Raw genomic sequence first — 22,380 nt, forward strand, 5'->3', positions numbered from 1 at the left:
AAAAATGCTTGTCAATACATTATTGACAAGCATTTTTGATTTAAAAACAATACGCTATTTAGTAAGCAATAATTCTCTATATTTTGTTAAGGTCCACAATTCATTATCAACCAAAAGTTCTAATTTATCACAGTGCTCACGAATCACATCAAAATAGGGTTTCACTTTTTCGCAGTAAGCTTCAGCTATTAATTGCGCATCTTTCAAACCATTCGCCGATTTTCTCTCTTCGGTCATTTCACCTACTTTCGAATTAATTCCTTCGATATGTTTCGAAATGGTTTTTATCAATATAATTTGCTCCTTGGCAATCGATTCAAATTCTGCTCCAAAAATATCTTTTAATCCTTTGACATTTTCGATCAACGTATTTTGATATCGAATAGCAGTCGGAATCACATGATTCGTAGCGATATCACCTAAAACACGACCTTCGATCTGAATTTTTTTAGCATATTCTTCCAACTCTATTTCGTAACGCGCTTCAAGTTCGATTTGGTTCATGATTCCCATTTCCGAAAACAATTCCATTGCCTGTTTTGAAATCCTAGCTTTTAAAGCTTCGGGAGTTGTTTTAAAATTACTCAACCCTCTTTTTGCAGCTTCCTCTTCCCAAGCTTGGCTATAACCATCGCCTTCAAAAAGAATCTTCTTTAATTTTTTGATGTATTCACGCAAGACATTAAAGATGGCGTCATCTTTTTTCATGGCTTTGGCATCGATTAATGAATCTACTTCGATTTTAAAATCCTTTAATTGTTTTGCCACCATCGTATTTAGCGTGGTCATTGCATTAGAACAATTTGCAGACGATCCAACGGCACGAAATTCAAATTTATTCCCTGTAAATGCAAATGGTGACGTTCTATTTCTATCTGTATTATCCAAAATCACCTCTGGAATTTTACCAACTACATTCAATTTCAAATCTGTCTTTTCTTCAGGAGACAATTTTCCTTTGGTCACCTCTTTCAATTCGTCCAAAACCTTGGTTAATTGCTGACCAATAAAAACAGATATTATTGCTGGTGGAGCCTCATTTGCTCCCAATCGATGATCATTACTAGCCGTAGCAATTGACGATCTTAACAACGATTCATAGTCATTAACCGCCTTGATCGTATTGATGAAGAAAGTTAAAAACTGCAAATTGGTCATCGGCGTTTTACTTGGACTCAACAAATTGATACCCGTGTCGGTAGCAAGAGACCAGTTGTTGTGTTTACCCGAACCATTTACACCTTTAAAAGGTTTTTCGTGTAACAAAACTTTAAAATAATGTCTTTCGGCAACCTTTTGCATCACATCCATCAATAAGCAATTGTGATCAACTGCCAAATTGGTTTCTTCGAAAATAGGCGCAAATTCGAACTGGTTTGGCGCTACTTCATTGTGACGTGTTTTCACCGGAATGCCAAGCAACATACACTCCTGCTCCAAGTCTCTCATATACACAAGTGCACGTGTAGGAATAGCTCCAAAATAATGATCGTCTAACTGTTGCCCTTTGGCAGAGGTGTGTCCTAAAAGCGTTCTTCCGGTCATCATGATGTCCGGGCGAGATTCTGCTAAGGCTTTATCAATCAAAAAGTATTCTTGTTCCCAACCTAAGGTCGCAGTTACTTTTTTTACATTTTTATCAAAATATTTACAAACCTCGGTAGCCGCTTCATCGATGGCAGATAAAGCTCGAAGTAATGGAATCTTATTATCTAAAGCTTCTCCCGTATACGAGATAAAAACGGTAGGAATACACAAAGTAGTACCAAATATAAATGCAGGAGAAGTAGGATCCCAAGCGGTATACCCTCGCGCTTCGAAGGTATTACGTATCCCTCCGTTCGGAAAACTAGAAGCATCTGGCTCTTGTTGTACCAATTGTGCGCCTCCAAATTTCTCCACAGGATCTGAACCATCAAAAGATGTTTCAAAAAAAGCATCGTGTTTTTCTGCGGTAGCACCCGTTAAGGGTTGAAACCAGTGTGTATAATGAGTCACTCCTTTATACAAAGCCCACTCCTTCATGCCCATAGCGATATAATCCGCTAGTTTTCTATCAATTTTGGTTCCATGTTGAATAGCACTTTGAACTGCCTTGAAAGCATCAGAAGTTAAATATTGCTTCATTGCCTTTTCATTAAAGACATTGGTTCCAAAAAGGGCTGATTTTCGACCAGATTCTTCAAAATGAACTGGCTTTCTTGATGATGCTTCTCTCAAAGCTTGAAAACGTATTGTAGACATAAAAAGTGCTTTTTTCAAAAATATACTATAAAATACACAAAGATAGCAAACAAACAATGACAGCAATAAGAAACATTACCAAAAAGAACCTTGTTTTACAAAATAATTTGTTTTTAGACCTCAAAATGAAGATTTCTAAAATATACCCCCCAAAAACTACCATTTTCAAAATAATATATGACTCCGTCGCATTTAATACCCCCTTATTTTTGCCACTGAAAAAAAATCTTTATCTTCGCAATGTTTAAAAATCATAAAATATATACAACATTATGGCTAAAATAAAATTAGAATACCTTTGGTTAGATGGTTACGTACCAACTCAAAATTTAAGAAGTAAAACTAAGGTTGAAGAACACGAAAATTTTCAAGGGACTCTAGAAGAAATAGGTAACTGGTCATTTGACGGTTCATCTACTAGACAAGCTGAAGGAGGTTCATCTGATTGCCTTTTAGTACCAGTTGCTATTTATCCAGATCCAGCACGTATCAATGGTTACTTAGTTATGTGTGAAGTTATGAATGCTGATGGTACACCACACGCATCTAACGGTAGAGCTACTATTGATGATGATAATGACGATTTCTGGTTTGGTTTCGAACAAGAATATTTCATCATGGATACTAAAACTTTATTACCATTAGGTTTCCCAATTGGTGGTTATCCAGCTCCACAAGGAATGTACTACTGTTCTGTAGGTGGAAAAAACACACACGGAAGAAAATTAGTTGAAGAGCATGCTGACTTATGTATTGATGCAGGTTTAAACTTTGAAGGTATCAACCAAGAAGTTGCTGCAGGACAATGGGAATACCAATTGTTTGCAAAAGGAGCTAAAAAAGCAGGTGATGAAATTTGGGTATCTAGATACTTATTAGATCGTTTGACAGAGAAACATGGTTACTATATTGAATACCACCCAAAACCACTTGGTGATACTGACTGGAATGGTTCAGGTATGCACGCTAACTTCTCTAACGAAGTTTTAAGAACATGTGGTTCAAGAGAGACTTTTGAAAAAATATGTGAAGCTTTCCGTCCTGTAACTAAAGAGCATATTGCTGTTTATGGTGCACATAACGAAGAGCGTTTAACTGGTAAGCACGAAACTGCATCTATCCACGATTTCTCTTTCGGAATTTCAGATAGAGGATGTTCTATCCGTATTCCTTTGATGGTTGTACAAAAAGGATGGAAAGGATGGTTGGAAGACAGAAGACCAGCATCTAACGGTGATCCATACAAAATTGCTGCTAGAATTATCAAAACAGTTAAATCTGCATTGTAATTTCTATCTCATACATACAAAAATGCCTTCAATTTTATTGAAGGCATTTTTTTTTGACCTTAATTTCGATTTAACATTTTCGAAAGAAAAAAATAAATTCTAAAAAGTATCTTTGAACAGTAATTAAACCAATATATTATGACTGTATGGATCTGTTTTATATGTGCTATTTTGGCTTTCTTAGCCTTAGACTTAGGTGTATTCAACAAAACGCCTCATGAAATAACATCAAAAGAAGCCGGAAAATGGACTGCTATTTGGGTAGCGCTATCATTGATTTTTTCTGGCGTTATTTTTTGGTTGTATGATCAAAAATTGGTCGAAAATCCCGATCAGCTTAAACCTGCTGTTGCATCAATAAAATATATTACTGGCTATTTAATCGAACTCTCCTTGAGTGTTGACAACATTTTTGTCATAGCAATAATTTTTGCTGCTTTTAAAATTCCCAAAAAGTACCAGCACCGTGTATTGTTTTGGGGAATCATTGGCGCTATCGTTTTTAGAGGTGCTATGATCTATTTTGGTGTATTGATTATCAAAAAGTTTTCATGGACAACCTATCTTTTTGGAGCCTTCTTGCTCTACACTGCAATAAAAATGCTGTTCTCAAAAGAAGACGAAGAAACTTTTAATCCAAAAAAATCTTTTGTTTATCGCTACTTACGCAAATTAACACCCATTACTACAAAGATAGAAGGAGAACATTTTTTTGTAAAAAGACGTCACCTCACAGCGGCAACACCTCTATTTGTAGCATTAATTGTTATTGAAGTTATGGATGTAATTTTTGCATTGGATAGTGTACCTGCAATCTTAGCCATTACATCAGATCCTTTTTTAGTATTTAGTTCGAATATATTCGCCATTCTTGGTTTGCGCTCCATGTATTTTTTTCTAGCTAATATGCTCGAACGTTTTAGCTATCTTGAATACAGCCTTATTGCAATTCTGAGTTTTGTGGGAATAAAAATGCTAGCTCATGATTTTATTCACATTCCAGAATGGGGTTCTCTAGTATTTATAGCGTTAGCACTTATTGCCGGTATTGCAGTCTCGTTAATTAAAAATAAAGGAGAAATTGAAGCATAAAAAAAGAGAGCTATTGGCTCTCTTTTTTATTTTAAACGCTTAAGATTAAAATTCGATTTTTTGAATATCCTTCTCTTTGACATTCAAAGCAGCTATAACTTCGTTATAATTATTTTTATCAACTGCAATAGAGAAGTTTCCCGGAACTATTACTATTCTCAGCACTTGATTAACTCTGAAATCTGTTGAAACACTTTGCAAATTATTCCCAACCATATAAACATTTATGTCATTTCTGGTAAAATCAAATCGATATCCAAAATCTAATGTACCATTATCAAAGTAAAAATTTTCTGGAACGAGTGTCCAAACATCCTGTCCTTGAAACACAGCACTCAACCTGTATACCAATACCACATCTGAATCAAAAATAGAAGGATTTAAATCAACAACTGTACTAAAATTATTTGAAGTATTAAAGGACCTTGTTACTTCAAAAACTTCGCTTATAGTATCTGCATCTAGATTATCCTGAACGGTGCAACTTTGTAAGCTTAACAAACCCACAATTGCAAAAAGAGTAATTATTTTTTTCATGATAGTTATTTTTTAATGTTTATCTCTTAAGCTATATTCATTTACTATGCCAAACTTTTTCTAACTACTCCATTATAAACAGATAGAACAGCTAGTTCGAGCAAACAAATCCTTAGAAGGCCAAGTGTTTTCAAATAAAATAGTATTTTTGGCTAAATTCTAATAATCGACAAATACATAATTTTTATATCATGAAAAAAGCCCTCTTAATTTTACTTGTAATTTCTTTCTCTAGCTGTGCCGAATTGCAACAAATCGCCAATCAACTACCCGTAAATCAAGGTACAACCGGCTTAGACATTGCAGGAGGATTAAAAGAAGCACTCAATAACGGAATCACGAAGCAAGTAACTAAATTGACTGCAGCTGATGGTTTCTATAAAAATGAAGCCGTAAAGATTTTGCTACCGGCAGAATTACAAAAAGTAGACTCTGGTTTGCGTAAAATTGGCCTTAGTTCACTTGCAGACGAAGGATTAAAAGCAATAAATCGTGCTGCCGAAGATGCAGTTAAAGAAGCTACTCCTATATTTATAAGCGCAGTTAAAAACATGTCTTTCAATGACGCTACTGGCATTTTGATGGGAAGCAACAACTCTGCTACAGCTTATTTAGAAAACACTACAACAACTGCTTTGTATGCAAAATTCAATCCTGTGGTAAAAAACTCTTTTAGCAAAGTAGGAGCTGATAAAGTTTGGAGCAATATCATTACCAAATACAACAGCATCCCTTTGGTAACCAAAGTAAATCCTGATTTGAATGATTACGTAACCAATCAAGCGATGAGCGGTGTATTCAAAATGATTGCTGTAGAAGAAAAAGACATTAGAACAAACCTTAATGCAAGAACCTCAACTCTATTAAAAAGTGTTTTTGCCATTCAAGATAAAAAATAAGAATACTTAGATAACAAAAAAAATGCAAAATTTCACCTTACTTATTCACTGTTCCGATCAAAAAGGAATTGTAGCTGCAGTAACTAATTTTATAGTACAAGTAGAAGGAAATATTATATACCTAGACCAAAACGTTGTTATTGAGCAAAATGTCTTTTTTATGAGATTAGAGTGCGACCTTAGTAACTCTAAGCATACCGTAGCCTCTGTTAGAGAAGAATTTAGTTCCACCATTGCCACTCAATTCAACATGTCGTGGGAGTTTTACAACCAAGGCACCAAACCAAGAATGGCAATTTTTGTTTCGAAATATACACACTGTTTATTCGATATCCTCGGAAGACATAGTTCTGGAGAATTAAATGTAGAAATACCCGTAATCATAAGTAATCACGATGACTTACGCCCGATTGCCGAGCAATTTAATATTCCGTTTTACCATGTCCCTTTTTCGAAAGATAATAAGATCGAAGGAGAAAAGAAACAAATTGAATTGTTGGCCCAATACGAAATCAATTTTATTGTTTTAGCAAGATACATGCAAATCATTACTCCAAAACTGATTAGTATTTACGAAAACAAAATCATTAATATCCACCACTCTTTCTTACCTGCATTTCCGGGAGCAAAACCGTATCATTCGGCTTTCAAACGAGGTGTAAAAATTATTGGAGCCACAAGCCACTACGTAACCGAAGAGTTGGATGAAGGTCCAATTATCGAGCAAGACATCAGCCGAGTATCACATGTTAACTCTGTAGAAGATTTTATTATGAAAGGTAAAGATCTAGAGAGAACAGTACTCGCTCGCGCTATAAACCTACATGCAGAACGCAAAATTTTGACTTACTGCAATAAGACAGTAGTTTTTCATTAGAAACAAACATTAACGAATATCAAACAAAGTAATAACTAAATATTAACAAGCCAAAAAGCTTTTCTGTTGCACCTTTGTAACATAATAAATTGGTTATTTATTATTTGGTTTTGGTTAGTTAAAAGATGGCCGCTATTCAATGAATAGCGGCTTTTTTTTTGGATTTTTTTTTAAAAGAAAAGCTATACGCAAAACTTTCTATTTTATTGCATTGGCTCACTATGCAACGCACCCTTGTATGCACGCAACTCAACAAAATTATATTGATTTGGACCTTGTAGCTTTTTTGCTCGAAGTAGGCACTCCTACATTATTTTATTCGAAGAAAATAGAAATAGCAATAACAATTGTGATTTACCAACAGACGATATCGCCTCTAAACATAAAAATGAGTACTTTCTAAAATCTCAGTGATTAAAAATCAAACCCTTAAAACATAATCAACTTATTCGCCATCAAAACACACTAATTATTAACGTTAAAACAACACAATACTAACTAATTTTTAACAGCATTACACGTCTTATTGATGCATCTTTGTAGTGTAATAAACTGGTTATTTATTATTTGGTTTTGGTTAGTTAAAAGATTGCCGCTGTTCTGTGAATGGCGGCATTTTTTTTTAGGCTAATTTCTTTAAGTAAGACAACACCACTGAATTAAACACCCCTGGTCGCTCTACATTGACCACATGCCCAGTCTCTGGCACAACGACTAAGGTTGCCGTTTTTGCATGTGACCGAACTACATTTCGTACCGATGGTAAAAACATATAATCCTCCTCACCCATAACATACAAAGTAGGAATATTTAATTCTATTTGTCGAAAGTACCTCAACAATGGATTAACCTCTGCAGTAAGTTTAAACCATTTGATAAATTCTTTTTGGTATAATTTTTTAGCCTCGTTTACAAAGAGGATCCTTGATCTTTTATGATTCTTTTTGGGCATGATAATAAAGGCAAACAAACGGTACAAAATCAAATAAGGCAAAACATATTTGAATATACTACCCAATTTCATTAACAGCTGAGATCTAAAATTCATTTTCAAGATAGCGCCTCCCATAATCATTGAACTTATACGCTCTGGATGCATTTCTGCCAATTGACGAATCAAAATAGTACCCAACGAGATGCCTACAAAATGAGATTTTGCAATTTTTAAATAATCTAAGACCGGCAAAATATCATTGGCTAAATTGGGAAAATTATAACTGAACTTAGCTATTGATTTCGCATTCGTTTTCGAATTACCATGCCCTCTTAAATCGATTAACAGCACATTAAATTCTTTTTGAAAATCTCTAATTTGCTTGTACCATATAGCCGAACTGCCGCCAGCCCCATGAATAAATGTTACCCATTGGAGCGATTGCTTATTTTCATATATTGTATAGCTTAACAAGCTAATTGTAATTTAAAAGTAAAATTGATCATCCTTATAATTTTTTAGCTTCGTTCCAAAACACATCCATTTCTGCCAAGGTCATATCCATCAAAGGTTTTCCTAGTTCCCCTGCTTTACTTTCTAAATACTGAAAACGTTTTATAAACTTTTTATTAGTTCGTTCCAAAGCATCTTCTGGGCTGATATTCAAAAATCGCGCATAATTAATCATCGAAAACAATACATCGCCAAATTCGGCTTCCATTTTATCTTGGTCACCTGCTTTCACTTCAACCTGCAATTCTTCTAACTCCTCTTGCACCTTCTCCCACACTTGATGCGGCTCATCCCAATCAAATCCAACTGCTTTCACCTTGTCTTGAATTCGGCTCGCTTTTACCAATGCAGGCAGACTTTTTGGCACGCCCTCAAGCACCGATTTCTTCCCTTCTTTGAGTTTGAGTTTCTCCCAATTTTGCTTAACCTCTTCTTCATCTTTTACCACCGTATCACTGTAAATGTGTGGGTGACGATGAATCAGTTTATCACATATTTCATTACAAACATCGGCAATATCAAAATCATTGGTTTCACTACCAATTTTAGCATAAAAAACAATATGAAGGAGCACATCTCCAAGCTCTTTTTTTACTTCATCCAAATCATTATCCAAGATAGCATCACCTAACTCATAGGTTTCTTCAATTGTCAAATGGCGCAACGTTTGCATCGTTTGCTTTTTGTCCCACGGGCATTGCGCGCGTAACTCATCCATGATAGTCAACAATCGATCAAAAGCTTGTAATTGATTTTCTCTAGAATTCATAATGGTAGTAAATTTAATCTGTTGTTGCTGTATTGAGGTGTAAAAATAATAAATCCTGCAATCTATAAACAAGATTGCAGGATTTATTTGTGCTAGGAGTGTAAATTACTCTTTTACTTCTTCTTTAGTTTCTTCTGTAGCCTCAGTAGCTTCTTCAGTTGCAGGAGTTTCAACTGCCAATCCTTTTGCTTGCAATGTATTGTACCAGTTTACAATTTTCTTCACATCAGATGCATAGACTCTATCTTCATCATAATCAGGCAAAATTTCTTTGAAATAAGCCAATAATGTTGCATTGTCTTCTTTATGAGAGATTGATGGACCAAAATCATGTTTTGCAGCAATGCTGTTCATAATTTCTGTCAATGGTTTCTCTCCATCGTAAGTATAGATTGAAATTTCAGATAACAAACTTACATTACTCTTTAAACTTACAGTGATTTTTTTTCCATCAGATAATGATTCAGCTACAAATCCTGTACGAGTTTGTACTCTTAAAACATATAAACCTGGCTTACCAGAAATAGATAAAACTTTTTCTAAATTCATTTTAATATTTTTTACTTTTTATTTCTTATTGCTTTTTATTCGAATTAAAAACTACCTTCCTTTTTTACCAAAAAATTTCATTCGGTAATCTTGAAATGTTTTTCCTTCCAATATATTTTTTAATTTTTTCTGAATCAAACGTTTTTTCAAAGAGGATATTTTGTCTGTAAACAAGACTCCTTCAATATGATCGTATTCGTGTTGAATAACTCTTGCAATCAAACCGTCAAATACTTCGGTTTTCATTACAAAATCTTCTTCACAATATTCAATTGTAATTTTTTCTTTTCTGTATACGTCCTCACGCACATCAGGAATACTCAAACAGCCTTCGTTAAAAACCCATTCTTCTCCTTCTTCTTTTATCATTTTTGCATTGATAAAAGTTTTCTTAAAAGCACTCATTTTTGTTTTTTCTTCTTCAGCTAGATCCTCATCATCGCTAAAAGGGGTTGCATCAATCACAAACATACGCAATGCCATACCAACTTGAGGTGCTGCAAGGCCTACTCCAGATGCATTATACATCGTTTCGTACATATTTGCAATAGTTTCTTTCAAATTAGGATGTTCAGGTGTTATATCTACCCCAACTTTGCGCAAAACTGGATCTCCATATCCTATAATTGGTAAAATCATTGTTTTTTTATTTAGAATTCAATCGATTATTTTAGAATTTCCATTTCTAAAATTTAGCACGAATGGCAAAAATAGTAAAAAAATAGACAAGGACTAACCTCTACCAAACAAATGCTATTTTTTAACGTATTATCTAATTTCTAGCCTGAATTGTATGATGATTCTATTTTACAATTCATACTTTTGTGAGCAACCCATATGTTATGATTACAAAGATCCAAAAATTCACCGAAAGCACCGAATTTACCAATGCTTTGAAAATTACCATCGCAGGTGCTTTTCCAGCTTTATTATTTTCTTATTTAGGAGATATAGGCACCGGAATCACGATTGCATTGGGTGCATTTCTTGTTTTTCCGAGTGACATACCTAGTATTTTAAAACACAAAGTAAACGGATTAATCATCACTACTTTGATCATCTCGGGAATTACGTTGCTTATCAATCTCACCTATCCTTATCCGTGGTTGTTTTACCCCATATTTGTTAGCATCCTCTTTTTGGTCTCCATGCTTGCCGTGTATGACCAACGCGCTACAATGGTAGCTTTTTCTGCCTTAGTAGCTGTTTCACTTTCTTTTGCTCATGTATACACAGGAATAGAAATCTTTATACATTCGGGACTTATTTTGGTAGGTGGAATTTTCTACCTATTAGTATCGATTCTCTTCTACTTTATTAAACCCAATCGTTATGTAGAATTGCAAATAGCTGAGTGCATTAAACTTACCTCCCAATATTTAAAACTACGAGGAGATCTATGGAAAATTAATTCTGATCGAAAGGAAATCACCAAGAAACAGTTGCATTTGCAAGTAGAACTCAATGCCATACATGAAAATATTCGAGAAATATTAGTACGCCACCGCACCAACTACGGATCATCAAATCAAAACCGTAAGATGCTGCTATCATTCATGTCTTTGGTAGAGATTATGGAACTGGCTATTTCAACGTCTTTCGACCACAATAAACTGCACCAAAAATTTGATGACCATCCTGTAGTTCTTCATACTTACCAAAACCTTGCTTATAACCTAGCGAAGGTGTTGAAGCAACTTGCAAAAAGTATTTCAGACAAAAAGCCCTACCAATACAAGCACAACATTCTTGAAAATCTTCATGAATTGGAAGATGCCATCGAAGCGTACAAAACTGAACTTGGCCCAATAGATTCTATCGAAGGAGCTTTGATGTTGACTACAATGCTGCGCTATGCCGAGAATCAAGTTGAGAAAATTAAAATAGTAGAACGTGCTTTTACAACTGCAGTACAACTAAAAGATCTAAAGGGAAGGGATAAAGATTTAGAAAAACTTATTCAACACCATTACTATCCTATAAATACTTTGGTTGAGAATTTCCGATTTTCATCCACAATATTTAGACATTCCTTACGAATTACAGTCACCATCCTGATTGGATTTTTTATTGGAAAAATACTGCCCTTTCAAAATGTTTATTGGATTTTATTGACCATCGTTGTGATCATGCGCCCCGGCTACGGACTCACCAAAGAGCGTACGTACAACCGTTTTATTGGTACAGCCATTGGCGGCATCATCGCGTTTAGTATCTTGTACTTTTCTCCAAGCACCACGGTAATGGGATGCATTACAATCGTGTGTATGTTACTAGGATACTCTTTTAACCCTACAAATTATAAAATCGGGACGACCTTCATCACCATGTATGTGATTTTCATCTTTTCGATTCTGTCACCTGGGATAGAAAATTTGATTCAGTACCGAATCCTGGATACCGTTGTAGGTGCCATTTTAGCCATATTGGCCAATCATTTTTTGTGGCCAAGTTGGGAGTTTTTAAACATTCCCGAATATCTTGAAAAGTCTCTTGAAGCAAATCGAAATTATTTAAAAGAATTCTCTGCACTTTACAATAGCAAAAGTGAAGTATCGAGTTCTTATAGATTGGCTCGAAATCAAGCCTTTATAGGAGTAGGGAATTTGATGGCTTCTTTTCAGCGTATGGTTCAAGAACCGAAATCAAAACAGACCAATCTTCAGCTTTTTTACAAATTAACGGTTTTAAACAATGCTTTGCTTTCATCTGCAGCGTCATTGGGAACGTATACTCAATCCAATAAAACAACAGCAGCATCTGATGTTTTCAACTCTGCCATCACGCAAATTACTAAAAATCTAGACTATGCCATTTCCATTCTAAATCAGGAAGACACTAAGAGTACCGACTTTGTAGCTCCAGAGGATATGTCTCGAATTTTTGCCGAATTGCGAAACATTCGTGCTAAAGAATTAAATGAAGATTCAAGCATTAGCGAGGTCGATTTTAAAAACAAAATGCAAGAAGTACAATTGGTCATTGAGCAACTTATCTGGCTTACAAACTTGTCTGACAATATTGTAAAAAGCACCAAACAACTACTAATCAATCCGCAGTCATAAACAGCTAATAGGGTGGTTTTTTATTTTTTATTTTTTATCGAAAATAAATCGGATTTCTTAGTAAGTAAAAAGGTTAAATAGTATATCATAAAAGAAATCATACTTATTCAAAATACTCAAAAACAGCATATTAACCATTTTAGTATACTTTAAAAATGCAACAATTTATATCATTCAATACAAATTAAAATTTCCCAATACAATTGCAAGTTCATAAAAACAAAAAAAAGAGGCTAACCGAAGTTAACCTCTATCTATTATTATTTTCGAAAAGTACTCCAAACTAAATTACGTAACTTGGAATATTATTGTTGATTATTTTAATTTTAAAACTGTAGCAGTTTCTTCTCTAATTTTTTCCAAAAGCTCAGGATTATCATTAAGCTCTTGTCCGTAAGAAGGAATCATTGCTTTAAATTTAGCTTGCCATTCTGGAGTTTTTACTTCGTCTTTAAAACATCTAGAAATCACATCTAGCATGATTGACACAGCTGTTGACGCTCCTGGAGAAGCACCTAACAATACAGATAAAGTTCCATCTTGAGAGGTAATAACTTCAGTACCAAATTCTAATTTACCACCTTCTTTTTCGTCTTTCTTAATCACTTGAACTCTTTGACCAGCTCGCTCGATTACCCAGTCATCATATTTTGCACCCGGTACATATTCTTTCAACGCTTCGATACGATCCTCTGGCGATTGACGCACTTGATCGATAAGGTATTTGGTTAACGGAATATTTTTTACACCCGCAATTACCATTGGTACTATATTATCTAATTGGATTGATTTTGGTAAATCTGAATAGGATCCGTTTTTCAAGAAACGAGTAGAAAAACCAGCAAAAGGTCCAAACAATAATTGTTTTTCGCCATTGATCATACGTGAATCGATGTGAGGAACAGACATTGGAGGTGACCCTACACTTGCTTTTCCGTATACTTTTGATTCGTGTTGTGCAATTACTTCAGGATTAGTACATTTTAGCCATTGTCCACTTACCGGAAAACCACCAAAACCTTTTCCTTCTGGAATATCTGCTTTTTCTAACAAGGGTAATGAACCTCCACCAGCACCAATAAAAACAAATTTCGTGTATGCTTTTCGTTTTTGATCCGTAGCAAGATCTGTAATTTTAATACGCCATGATTTATCGTCACGTTGTTTTAAATCACGCACTTCACAATGAAAATGCAAGTTTACACCTTCCATTTGCGCAAGATGAGAGAACATATCTCTTGTCAAGACACCAAAGTTAACATCAGTACCAATACCCATTGAGGTTGCAGCAACTGACAGATTTTTTTCTCTACCTTCCATAACAAGAGGCATCCACTTTTCTAACTCAGAAAAGTCAGTAGAATAAATCATCTCTGCAAATAACGGATTGGCTTGTAGGGCTTCAAAACGTTTCTTTAAATACGCTACGTTTTCATCTCCCCATACAAAACTGATATGTGGAATTCTTTTTATAAAATGTTCTGGAGAAGATATTTTTTCTTGTTGTACCAAATAACTCCAAAATTGGCGCGACAGTTCAAAAGATTCAGCAATACTTATTGCTTTTTTCGGACTTATTGTTCCGTCTTCTGCTTCAGGAGTATAATTTAATTCACAAAAAGCAGAATGCCCTGTTCCTGCATTGTTCCAAGCGTCAGAACTTTCGGCAGCAGCGTTGTCTAATCTTTCGTAAATATCAATGGTTAATTCAGGTTGTAATTCTTTTAGAATCAAGCCGAGTGTGGCACTCATAATTCCAGCTCCAATTAGAACTACATCACTATTCGAACGTATGGTTGTATCAGGCATAATAATTTTTTATAAAGCACAAAGATACTTTATATTATGAAATTTAAAACACCAAATCATCCCTATTTAGTTACATAAGTAATAAGAATAAAATAATGTCGTATTTTGTTGTTAATATATGAAAAATTTACTATATTTATCTCATTATGAGATATGTAACACTAAAAGAAGAAGAGGTTTTGGTACTAGAGCACCTTTACCAAAATAGCCCTAATAATACTGTTAGGAAACGTAGTCAATGCCTTGTTTTATCACATCAAAGACACAAGATTAAAGACTTGGCTTCTATTTTTAAAGTCAGTCGCAGAACGATTGAACGTTGGTTTGATAGTTGGGCTAGTATTGGGGTTGATTCTCTTGCTATATCAGAAGGAAGAGGAGCAAAAACTCTTTTAAAAGACTATACGGAAGAAGTTTCCAAGCAATTAGAACTTCACAATAGAAATTTAAAAAATGTATTAATTTACTTTGAGGAGCAACACAATATTGTCATCTGCAAAAAGACTTTGCAGAATTTTTTAAAAGTTACTGGGCTATAAGTGGAAAAGAGCTAGACTCTCTTTGAAAGGCAAACGCAACGAAGAACAATTTAGATTTAAACAAGAGCAGATAGAAACATTAAAGAGTTTGGAAGATAGCGGTTATATTGATTTATATTTTGGAGACCAAAGTCATTTTGGACTCTCTCCTAATGTGCCTTATGCTTGGCAAACAAAGGATAATCCAATTTTGTTACCCGCTGCTAAAGGTAAATATCAGAATGTAGTTGGATTAATGACCCGTAAAAATAAACTCTATTTCGAAACACTTGAAACAACCTTTAATTCAGATAGAATCATCAGTTTTATGAATCGATTTGTGGAACAAACCATTAAAAAAACCATTGTAATTCTTGACAATTCTCCCATACACAAATCAAAGAAGTTTATGGCTAAAATAGAACAATGGAAAGAAAAAGATGTTTTAATTTACTTTTTGCCACCTTATTCTCCAGAGTTAAACCTGATTGAAATTCTATGGCGGAGAATAAAATATCAATGGTTAGATTTTGATGCTTATAAATCATTCGAAAACCTCAAAGAAAAATTAAATTTTGTCCTGACTAATTTTGGAATAAAATACGACATTAAATTTTAACCATTACTTATATCACGTTTCATACTGCTTTTAACAAAGAATTATAAAAAGATTTTTCTGGACAAATAGTCCTGCAACATAATCGTAGCTGATATTTCGTCAATCAAAGCTTTGTTCTGTCTTTGCTTCTTTTTTAAACCGCTATCTATCATGGTTTGAAACGCCATTTTTGAAGTAAATCGCTCGTCTACGCGCACTACTTTCATTTCTGGAAAGTGGTTGGTAAAGTGCGTTACAAATCCTTTAATGATCGATGCACTTTCAGAGGGTGTTCCGTTCATTTGTTTAGGTTCACCAATAAGGACCAATTCTACCTTTTCTTTAGAAAAATAATCTTTCAAAAAAGCTATTGCTGTAGCACTCGGAATCGTAGTTAACCCTGAGGCAATAATTTGCATTTCGTCTGTAACAGCTATTCCTGTACGTTTTTGACCGTAGTCTATGGAGAGTATTCTTGGCATTTATAGGGAGTCTTTGTATTTAATAAAACCGAACAGGGTAATCATTTGTATTTCTACATTTACTTCATAAATAGAAACATAATCTTTTACATTTTCATTTTTGATTTAGTAAGATTTTTTGAATGAAATGGATTTTTCAAATATTTTTTGATATTTCGCAGTAAATCTTTCCTGAATTTTAATGTGGCTATTGGTTTATCCTTATAAATATAACGAACTTGGTAAGTCAATAAAACCAAAAATTCATTCGAAATATTAACTATCATATTCTGAAAAAATTTCATCTAAATAGGCATCCGCTTCTTCGACTGTGTACATTTTTTCATTACCACTTTTCATTTTAGCATAAGCTATTTCAACTTTTTTCTTATCACTTTCAAATTCAACATCTTCCTAAACTATTTTAAGCTCATCGGAAGAAAAAGAACTCAATAATTCCAATATTTTGCTTTTAATATTCGAATTAAATTCAAGTCTAATGGTTTCCATCGCTCCTATTTTTTTATTAAAATGAATTTCTATGTTTCAAAATTGCTACTACAGTTACAGTTTCAAGTTCTTCTTCAACAGTAAAAACAACCGTATAACCTTTAAAGACATAATCTCTAATATTTAAATCATCAAAATATATTGATTTTTTAAATAAAAAAGGATGTTTGAAATCTTTTTTGATGTTTTTTATTAATTCTATTTTAAATTTCCTAGCCGCAAGAGGCTTATCTTTAGCAATAAAACTAACTATATCCTTTAAATCGTAATTAAAATCAACAGTTAATTTAATCCTCATATTTTGAAATAGTATCTTCTAATAAAACTTCCAATTCATCAAAAGTAGAATATTTCGCAGTCCCGTTTTTAATTTTATCAATTCTAGCCTGTACCATTTTCTTTTCGGCTTCAAAAGTAGAATGTTCAGTAACTATTTTCAGCTCATCTGAAGAAAACGAACTCAATAATTCTAAGATTTTACTTTTTATATTCGAATTAAATTCAAGTCTAATAGTTTCCATAATTCATGTCATTAATATACAAATATATAACATTTTCAGTATTTATATCTTTTTTGCTATTGGTTAAAAATGGTATATTTGCCAAAAAACATACAAAATGAACGCATTACAAACAATTATAGAGCAAGCTTGGGAAAACAGAGCTTTGCTACAAGAAGAAACTACAACAAACGCCATTAGAGAAGTAATCGAATTATTGGATTCTGGTAAACTACGTGTTGCTGAACCAATTGGCCCCGACGCTTCGGGAGGATGGCAAGTAAACGAATGGGTAAAGAAAGCGGTAGTAATGTACTTCCCTATTCAAAAAATGGAAACTTGGGAAGCTGGAATTTTTGAATACCATGACAAAATGGAATTGAAAAAAGACTACGCTGCCAAAGGTGTTCGTGTAGTTCCAGGAGCATCTGCTCGTTACGGTTCTTTTATTTCTAGCGGTGTAATCATGATGCCTAGTTATGTAAATATTGGTGCTTATGTAGATGCTGGTACAATGGTTGACACTTGGGCAACTGTAGGTAGTTGTGCTCAAATTGGTAAAGATGTTCACTTGAGTGGTGGTGTTGGTATTGGTGGTGTTTTAGAGCCATTGCAAGCTGCTCCAGTTATTATCGAAGACGGTGCTTTTATTGGTTCTCGCTGTATTGTTGTTGAAGGTGTACACGTAGGTAAAGAAGCAGTTCTTGGTGCTAATGTTTGCTTGACAGCTTCTACAAAAATTATCGATGTTACCGGTGATACTCCAGTTGAAATGAAAGGTTTTGTTCCTGCTCGTTCAGTTGTGATTCCTGGAAGTTATACTAAAAAATTCGCTGCGGGTGAGTTTCAAGTGCCATGTGCCTTAATCATTGGTACTCGTAAGCCATCTACAGACTTGAAAACGTCTTTGAACAATGCTTTGAGAGAATATGACGTAGCGGTTTAATTGCTAATCAAAAATATAATACTAATTCCTCCCTTGAACAGGGAGGTTTTTTTTTCGATATGAAAATACTGGTTATACAACAAAAAATGATTGGAGATGTGCTTGCAAGCAGTATTGTTTGCAACAACATAAAAGCGCTTTTTCCTGAGGCCAAAGTAGACTATCTTATTTACCCGTTTACTGCCGCTGTGATAGAAAACAATCCAAATATTGACGAAGTACTTTTATTCAAAGAGGAGTTCCGATCTAGTAAAAAAGCATTTTTCAACTTTCTTCTTTCTATTCGAAAGAGAAAATACGATATCGTTATTGATGCCTACGGCAAATTAGAGAGCAACTTAATTGTTGCCCTTTCTGGTGCTGATAAAAAAATAGGTTTTTATAAAAAGTACACACAATTTATTTATTCTAAAACGATTCATGAGATCGCAGCACCACTTACCCCTGCAGGAACAGCGTTAGAAAATAGAATGAATCTCTTAACTCCCTTATTGCAAAACTCTAATATTACTTTAGACCCTAAACCGAAAATATTCTTAACTGCTGCAGAAATTGAAAACGGAAAAAGACTATTGCAACAATACGAGATTGAACCTTCAAAAAAGATTTTCATGATTGGTGTATTGGGAAGTGAATTCAGAAAAACATATCCTTTTCCCTTTATGGCTACAATTTTGGATGCTATCGTGCAAGAAACGGATGCTACTTTGTTGTTCAACTACATGAAATCGCAACAGCAAGATGCTCAAAATATCTTTGATCTATGTGCACCAGCGACGCAAAAAAATATAAAAATTAAACTTGTGCCCGGAAGCATACGTGAGTTTTTATCAATTACCCATCATTGCAATGCGTTGATTGGAAATGAAGGTGGCGCTGTAAATATGGCAAAAGCGCTCAATGTGCCAACTTTTACCCTATTTTCTACCTGGATTATTAAAGAAGCATGGAATAGTTTTGAAAACGGAACCACAAATGTATCTGTGCATTTAAAGGATTTCAAACCAGAACTGTACGGTGAAAAAACTGCGAAAGAAATGAAAGCCGTTGCATTAGACTTGTACCAAAAATACACTCCTGATTTATTTGTTTTGAAAGTGAAGCAGTTTGTTAGAGAGAATTAGAATTGATTCCGTTTGGAGTAGCAATTACTTTGTTTGCCTTGGTGAAAGCTCTAATGTCATTGTTTTTTTTCCAAATTTCGTCAGATACATACCCGCGAGCGTGATCTAGGTGAATACAAATAGCGCTGTAACGTATTTGCTTTGCAGTCAACCCTTTATTAAACAAGCGTTCACCCAATTCACGGTCTTCGCCTCCGTACTTCATTTCTTCGTTAAAACCATTTACGGCAAGAATATCCTTTTTATAGCATGAGGCATTATGGCCATTCCAAGTGGCTTTTGTTGGTGTAATTTTATTCATTAAGGCAGCCAAAAAAGCAGATTTTGTCAATTTAATAGATTTTGAATTGGTTGTAAATCCGTTTGCGTTCAACCAATTTAAATCAAAACAATTTTGATTGTCAATATCCGATTTAGTAATCAATTCACTCACCGACATTGGCAACTTAAAATAGCCTCCAGACAAAAACGTATCCACAGCTCGATTGGCAAAATGTGCTGCAATAAAATCTTTTCGAGGCACACAATCGCCATCGGTAAAAATAAGATAATCAGCTGAGGACGCTAAAATTGCTTTGTTCAAAATTTTTGTTTTCTGAAAACCATCATCTTCATGCCATACGTGCACGATAGGAAATTTGACTATTTTTTGAAGTTCTGCTATTTTCGCTTTAGTTTCAAGACCTGATCCATCATCGGCAATGACGATTTCAAAATTTGATACCGTTTGACAATTGAAACCCCAAATCACTTTCTCGAGCCAAGCCACTGCATTATAGGTGCTAATAATCACCGAAGCTTCTATTTTATTTTGATTGAAGTCCATTATTTTTTCCAGAATTTAATGGTTTTCTTGAATCGTTTTTTACGCTCAAATTCTTCTTGAAAATTAGTGGTTGCCTCCCACATTTTGGTAAAAATTTCAGTTTCAGATCGATCTGAATATACTTTGGCATATTCATTACTCATTACTGCAATCATTTCTTTTTTGGGCGTCAAACGGCTAAAGTTATTCATGCGTTGCTCGAATGACATCTTATTATGAAAATTCATTCGATTTAAGTCTACTAGAAAAAAATCGTATTGACCATTAGCATTGGTTTTAATCAAGGTGTTTCCTGGAGAATGATCCAAGAATTCTATTCCTTTTTGATGTAAATCGAACGTAAAACGAGTAAAGGCTCTTAAAATCTGTTCGTTATTGGGATAATTTGGTTCTTCAACCAATTCGCGGTAAGTTAGTTCACAAACCAAATGTTCACTTAGATAATAACTTTCTCTTAAACCCAAAGCATTAAAATTCTCAAAATACCCAATTGGAGCTGGTGTTCCTATCCCATTTTTCAGCAATTCGGTAGCAAACTCATACGATCGCTTAGCTTTTGATTTTCGAAAATACTTATAAGCTACTTTGTTGATTAAATTCGGAATCTTAAATGATTTGATATTAACTGTCAAACCGTCTAATTGAAAGAGTTTGATTTTATTGCGTTGTCCATCACCAAAGAGAATCCCTTGGTTATTAAAATTTTCGATAAAAAAAATCAAATCCTTTTCAGATTTTTTGAATTGTGGATGAATGATACTAGTCATTAAAAAAATATTACAAAAGACGCAAAAGCGAATACATTAAAAAGAAAATCCATTATTACTGATAATTGCTTGGCTCGATATAATAAACCGTTCAATTTGTAGTTTTACTTAACCAAAACCTTTCGACAAGACAAAACCGACAAGACTTGGACAAAATAAAGTATAGCAATAGCCAACAAATAATGAGCGTGTAAATATAATACATTTGCTCCGACTTGAACTTTATAGCTCAAAAAACAGTAGGCTAAACTTGCGCACATTCTTGATAAAACCAAATAAAACTATATTTTTACATAAATTGGTACATTGAATAAACAAACTGACATTGCAACGACCATCAAATATAAAGCAAATACTACCCTAAAAAGCAAAAAACTAATATCACTTATGAATATCTTAAATGTAACATCAATACAGAAATGGAGAGGTGGAGAAGCACAAATGTATATGTATTTTGAGTTACTACAGGAGTATAAAGATCTAAACCAAATGATTTTGTGCCCCGAAGATTCTGTGCTTGCGGGAAAATGTAAAGAAAAAATGCAAAAGCATTTTACATACACTATTGAACACAAAGTTTTTTCGTTAATCAAGCCGATTATTAAAATTTGCAAAGCAAATAAAATCAACGTGATTCACGTTCACGATTCTAGTGCATTAACAGCTAGTTTACTTGCCTTGCCGTTTCTCTCAAATAAGGTACAAATAGTTTTAAGTAGAAAACGAAACAACAAGATAAAAGATAAATTCATAAATCGTTTTAAATACTCTCATCCTAGAATAATTAAAATTATATCGGTTTCTAAGGCAGTCGAAAAAATTTTCGATCCCATTATTAAAGACAAAAGTAGATTGACTACCATATATGATGCCATTGACGTTGCAGCATTTGTAGGCTTAGAGAAGCAACATTTAATTCATGAAGAATACAACCTGCCCAAAGAAACCAAAATAATTGGTAATGTAGCCGCACTTACAGTTCAAAAAGACCTTCATACTTTTATTGACACTGCAAAAATCATTCTAGCAAAAACCACAGACAAACAACAAATAAAATTTGTAATCATTGGTGAAGGACCGTTGGAAGATGAGTTGATAGCCTATGCCAAAGACCAAGGAATAGCAGAGCATTTACTATTTATGGGACATCGTAAAAATGTTAATCAGTTATTATCGGACTTTGATGTGTTTTTATTAACCTCCGAAACCGAAGGACTGCCCTTAACTATTTATGAAGCACTCGCATCACAGGTACCTGTTGTAGCTACATGTGCAGGTGGGATAGCCGAAGTTGTAAAAAATGATAGTACCGGCTTTGTAACAGACCTCAAAGACGCCAATAAGTTGGCAGAACATGTGCTAGAATTGCTTATCAACAATGAACTTGCCGACCACATTAAACAAAATGCATACAAACTTGTAAAAGAACATCACGATCTTAAAAACATAAAAGAGAGTTACTACGCCTTTTACAAATCATTGAAAATAAAATAACAAACAAACCTTTTTCCTTATATTCGTTTAAAATATTGCAACAAATGCAGTTATTTTTA

Annotated in this window: 22 protein-coding genes; 10 read left to right on the plus strand and 12 right to left on the minus strand. The window is 34.1% G+C overall.

What is annotated here, in order from left to right; all coding sequences use genetic code 11:
- Nucleotides 1–54: 54 nt before the first annotated feature.
- Nucleotides 55–2,244: a glutamine synthetase III family protein gene (locus tag FFWV33_RS18900; protein ID WP_108742341.1), complete on the minus strand. Its 2,190-nt coding sequence runs from the start codon at nucleotides 2,242–2,244 to the stop codon at nucleotides 55–57.
- 272 nt (nucleotides 2,245–2,516) lie between these two features.
- On the opposite strand from FFWV33_RS18900, the gene FFWV33_RS18905 reads away from it, so the two are divergent.
- Nucleotides 2,517–3,533, plus strand: a complete 1,017-nt coding sequence (locus FFWV33_RS18905) for a glutamine synthetase beta-grasp domain-containing protein (RefSeq protein WP_108742342.1) — start codon at nucleotides 2,517–2,519, stop codon at nucleotides 3,531–3,533.
- A gap of 138 nt (nucleotides 3,534–3,671) precedes the next feature.
- Nucleotides 3,672–4,625, plus strand: coding sequence for a TerC family protein (locus FFWV33_RS18910; RefSeq protein WP_108742343.1), 954 nt, complete (start codon nucleotides 3,672–3,674; stop codon nucleotides 4,623–4,625).
- Between the two features lie 45 nt (nucleotides 4,626–4,670).
- Here the strand turns inward: FFWV33_RS18910 and FFWV33_RS18915 are convergent, their stop codons facing one another.
- On the minus strand, nucleotides 4,671–5,162 hold the full coding sequence (locus FFWV33_RS18915) for a hypothetical protein (protein WP_108742344.1): 492 nt from the start codon (nucleotides 5,160–5,162) through the stop codon (nucleotides 4,671–4,673).
- A gap of 191 nt (nucleotides 5,163–5,353) precedes the next feature.
- Between FFWV33_RS18915 and FFWV33_RS18920 the strand changes: the two genes are divergently transcribed.
- Together FFWV33_RS18920 and purU are read left to right on the plus strand one after the other, a co-directional pair.
- Entirely contained in the window at nucleotides 5,354–6,061 is a 708-nt protein-coding gene (locus FFWV33_RS18920; protein ID WP_108742345.1) for a DUF4197 domain-containing protein, read from the plus strand.
- Between the two features lie 22 nt (nucleotides 6,062–6,083).
- The gene (purU, locus tag FFWV33_RS18925) at nucleotides 6,084–6,938 is read left to right on the plus strand and encodes a formyltetrahydrofolate deformylase (protein ID WP_108742346.1); all 855 of its coding nucleotides are present in this window, start codon (nucleotides 6,084–6,086) and stop codon (nucleotides 6,936–6,938) included.
- 622 nt (nucleotides 6,939–7,560) lie between these two features.
- Here purU and FFWV33_RS18935 read toward each other — a convergent pair.
- The 4 genes from FFWV33_RS18935 to def all read right to left on the minus strand — a co-directional run bounded on the left by FFWV33_RS18935 (nucleotide 7,561) and on the right by def (nucleotide 10,342).
- Complete coding sequence (locus FFWV33_RS18935) at nucleotides 7,561–8,346, minus strand: alpha/beta fold hydrolase (protein ID WP_108742348.1); 786 nt, start codon at nucleotides 8,344–8,346, stop codon at nucleotides 7,561–7,563.
- 34 nt (nucleotides 8,347–8,380) lie between these two features.
- Complete coding sequence (gene mazG, locus FFWV33_RS18940; protein ID WP_108742349.1) at nucleotides 8,381–9,154, minus strand: nucleoside triphosphate pyrophosphohydrolase; 774 nt, start codon at nucleotides 9,152–9,154, stop codon at nucleotides 8,381–8,383.
- Between the two features lie 105 nt (nucleotides 9,155–9,259).
- Nucleotides 9,260–9,703, minus strand: coding sequence for a DUF5606 family protein (locus FFWV33_RS18945; RefSeq protein ID WP_108742350.1), 444 nt, complete (start codon nucleotides 9,701–9,703; stop codon nucleotides 9,260–9,262).
- Between the two features lie 51 nt (nucleotides 9,704–9,754).
- On the minus strand, nucleotides 9,755–10,342 hold the full coding sequence (gene def, locus FFWV33_RS18950; protein ID WP_108742351.1) for a peptide deformylase: 588 nt from the start codon (nucleotides 10,340–10,342) through the stop codon (nucleotides 9,755–9,757).
- Nucleotides 10,343–10,545: 203 nt separating this feature from the next.
- On the opposite strand from def, the gene FFWV33_RS18955 reads away from it, so the two are divergent.
- Nucleotides 10,546–12,768, plus strand: a complete 2,223-nt coding sequence (locus FFWV33_RS18955) for an FUSC family protein (protein ID WP_108742352.1) — start codon at nucleotides 10,546–10,548, stop codon at nucleotides 12,766–12,768.
- A 315-nt stretch (nucleotides 12,769–13,083) separates the two neighbouring features.
- Here the strand turns inward: FFWV33_RS18955 and FFWV33_RS18960 are convergent, their stop codons facing one another.
- Nucleotides 13,084–14,577, minus strand: a complete 1,494-nt coding sequence (locus tag FFWV33_RS18960) for a malate:quinone oxidoreductase (RefSeq protein WP_108742353.1) — start codon at nucleotides 14,575–14,577, stop codon at nucleotides 13,084–13,086.
- Nucleotides 14,578–14,723: 146 nt separating this feature from the next.
- Here FFWV33_RS18960 and FFWV33_RS18965 point away from each other — a divergent pair, with 146 nt between their 5' ends.
- Complete coding sequence (locus tag FFWV33_RS18965) at nucleotides 14,724–15,116, plus strand: helix-turn-helix domain-containing protein (protein WP_108739144.1); 393 nt, start codon at nucleotides 14,724–14,726, stop codon at nucleotides 15,114–15,116.
- 22 nt (nucleotides 15,117–15,138) lie between these two features.
- Complete coding sequence (locus tag FFWV33_RS18970; RefSeq protein WP_159085952.1) at nucleotides 15,139–15,714, plus strand: IS630 family transposase; 576 nt, start codon at nucleotides 15,139–15,141, stop codon at nucleotides 15,712–15,714.
- Between the two features lie 41 nt (nucleotides 15,715–15,755).
- On the opposite strand, the gene ruvX is transcribed toward FFWV33_RS18970, so the two are convergent.
- The 3 genes from ruvX to FFWV33_RS18995 form a co-directional block, all read right to left on the minus strand.
- The gene (ruvX, locus tag FFWV33_RS18975; RefSeq protein WP_108742354.1) at nucleotides 15,756–16,175 is read right to left on the minus strand and encodes a Holliday junction resolvase RuvX; all 420 of its coding nucleotides are present in this window, start codon (nucleotides 16,173–16,175) and stop codon (nucleotides 15,756–15,758) included.
- A gap of 505 nt (nucleotides 16,176–16,680) precedes the next feature.
- Nucleotides 16,681–16,962, minus strand: a complete 282-nt coding sequence (locus FFWV33_RS18990) for a type II toxin-antitoxin system RelE/ParE family toxin (protein ID WP_108742355.1) — start codon at nucleotides 16,960–16,962, stop codon at nucleotides 16,681–16,683.
- Nucleotides 16,952–17,185, minus strand: coding sequence for a hypothetical protein (locus FFWV33_RS18995; protein ID WP_108742356.1), 234 nt, complete (start codon nucleotides 17,183–17,185; stop codon nucleotides 16,952–16,954). Before FFWV33_RS18995 ends, FFWV33_RS18990 begins: the two co-directional genes overlap by 11 nt.
- Before the next feature lie 97 nt (nucleotides 17,186–17,282).
- Here FFWV33_RS18995 and FFWV33_RS19000 point away from each other — a divergent pair, with 97 nt between their 5' ends.
- Nucleotides 17,283–18,110, plus strand: coding sequence for a 2,3,4,5-tetrahydropyridine-2,6-dicarboxylate N-succinyltransferase (locus FFWV33_RS19000; RefSeq protein WP_108742357.1), 828 nt, complete (start codon nucleotides 17,283–17,285; stop codon nucleotides 18,108–18,110).
- Nucleotides 18,111–18,169: 59 nt separating this feature from the next.
- Nucleotides 18,170–19,234: a glycosyltransferase family 9 protein gene (locus FFWV33_RS19005; RefSeq protein WP_108742358.1), complete on the plus strand. Its 1,065-nt coding sequence runs from the start codon at nucleotides 18,170–18,172 to the stop codon at nucleotides 19,232–19,234.
- Here FFWV33_RS19005 and FFWV33_RS19010 read toward each other — a convergent pair.
- Both FFWV33_RS19010 and FFWV33_RS19015 read right to left on the minus strand, forming a co-directional pair.
- Nucleotides 19,221–20,060, minus strand: a complete 840-nt coding sequence (locus FFWV33_RS19010; protein WP_108742359.1) for a glycosyltransferase family 2 protein — start codon at nucleotides 20,058–20,060, stop codon at nucleotides 19,221–19,223. The two genes, FFWV33_RS19005 and FFWV33_RS19010, sit on opposite strands and share 14 nt — an antisense overlap.
- The gene (locus FFWV33_RS19015; protein ID WP_108742360.1) at nucleotides 20,060–20,827 is read right to left on the minus strand and encodes a lipopolysaccharide kinase InaA family protein; all 768 of its coding nucleotides are present in this window, start codon (nucleotides 20,825–20,827) and stop codon (nucleotides 20,060–20,062) included. Before FFWV33_RS19015 ends, FFWV33_RS19010 begins: the two co-directional genes overlap by 1 nt.
- 387 nt (nucleotides 20,828–21,214) lie before the next feature.
- On the opposite strand from FFWV33_RS19015, the gene FFWV33_RS19020 reads away from it, so the two are divergent.
- The gene (locus tag FFWV33_RS19020; protein ID WP_211316280.1) at nucleotides 21,215–22,321 is read left to right on the plus strand and encodes a glycosyltransferase family 4 protein; all 1,107 of its coding nucleotides are present in this window, start codon (nucleotides 21,215–21,217) and stop codon (nucleotides 22,319–22,321) included.
- The last annotated feature ends 59 nt before the right edge of the window (nucleotides 22,322–22,380 follow it).

This window comes from Flavobacterium faecale (assembly GCF_003076455.1).
Lineage (GTDB): Bacteria > Bacteroidota > Bacteroidia > Flavobacteriales > Flavobacteriaceae > Flavobacterium > Flavobacterium faecale.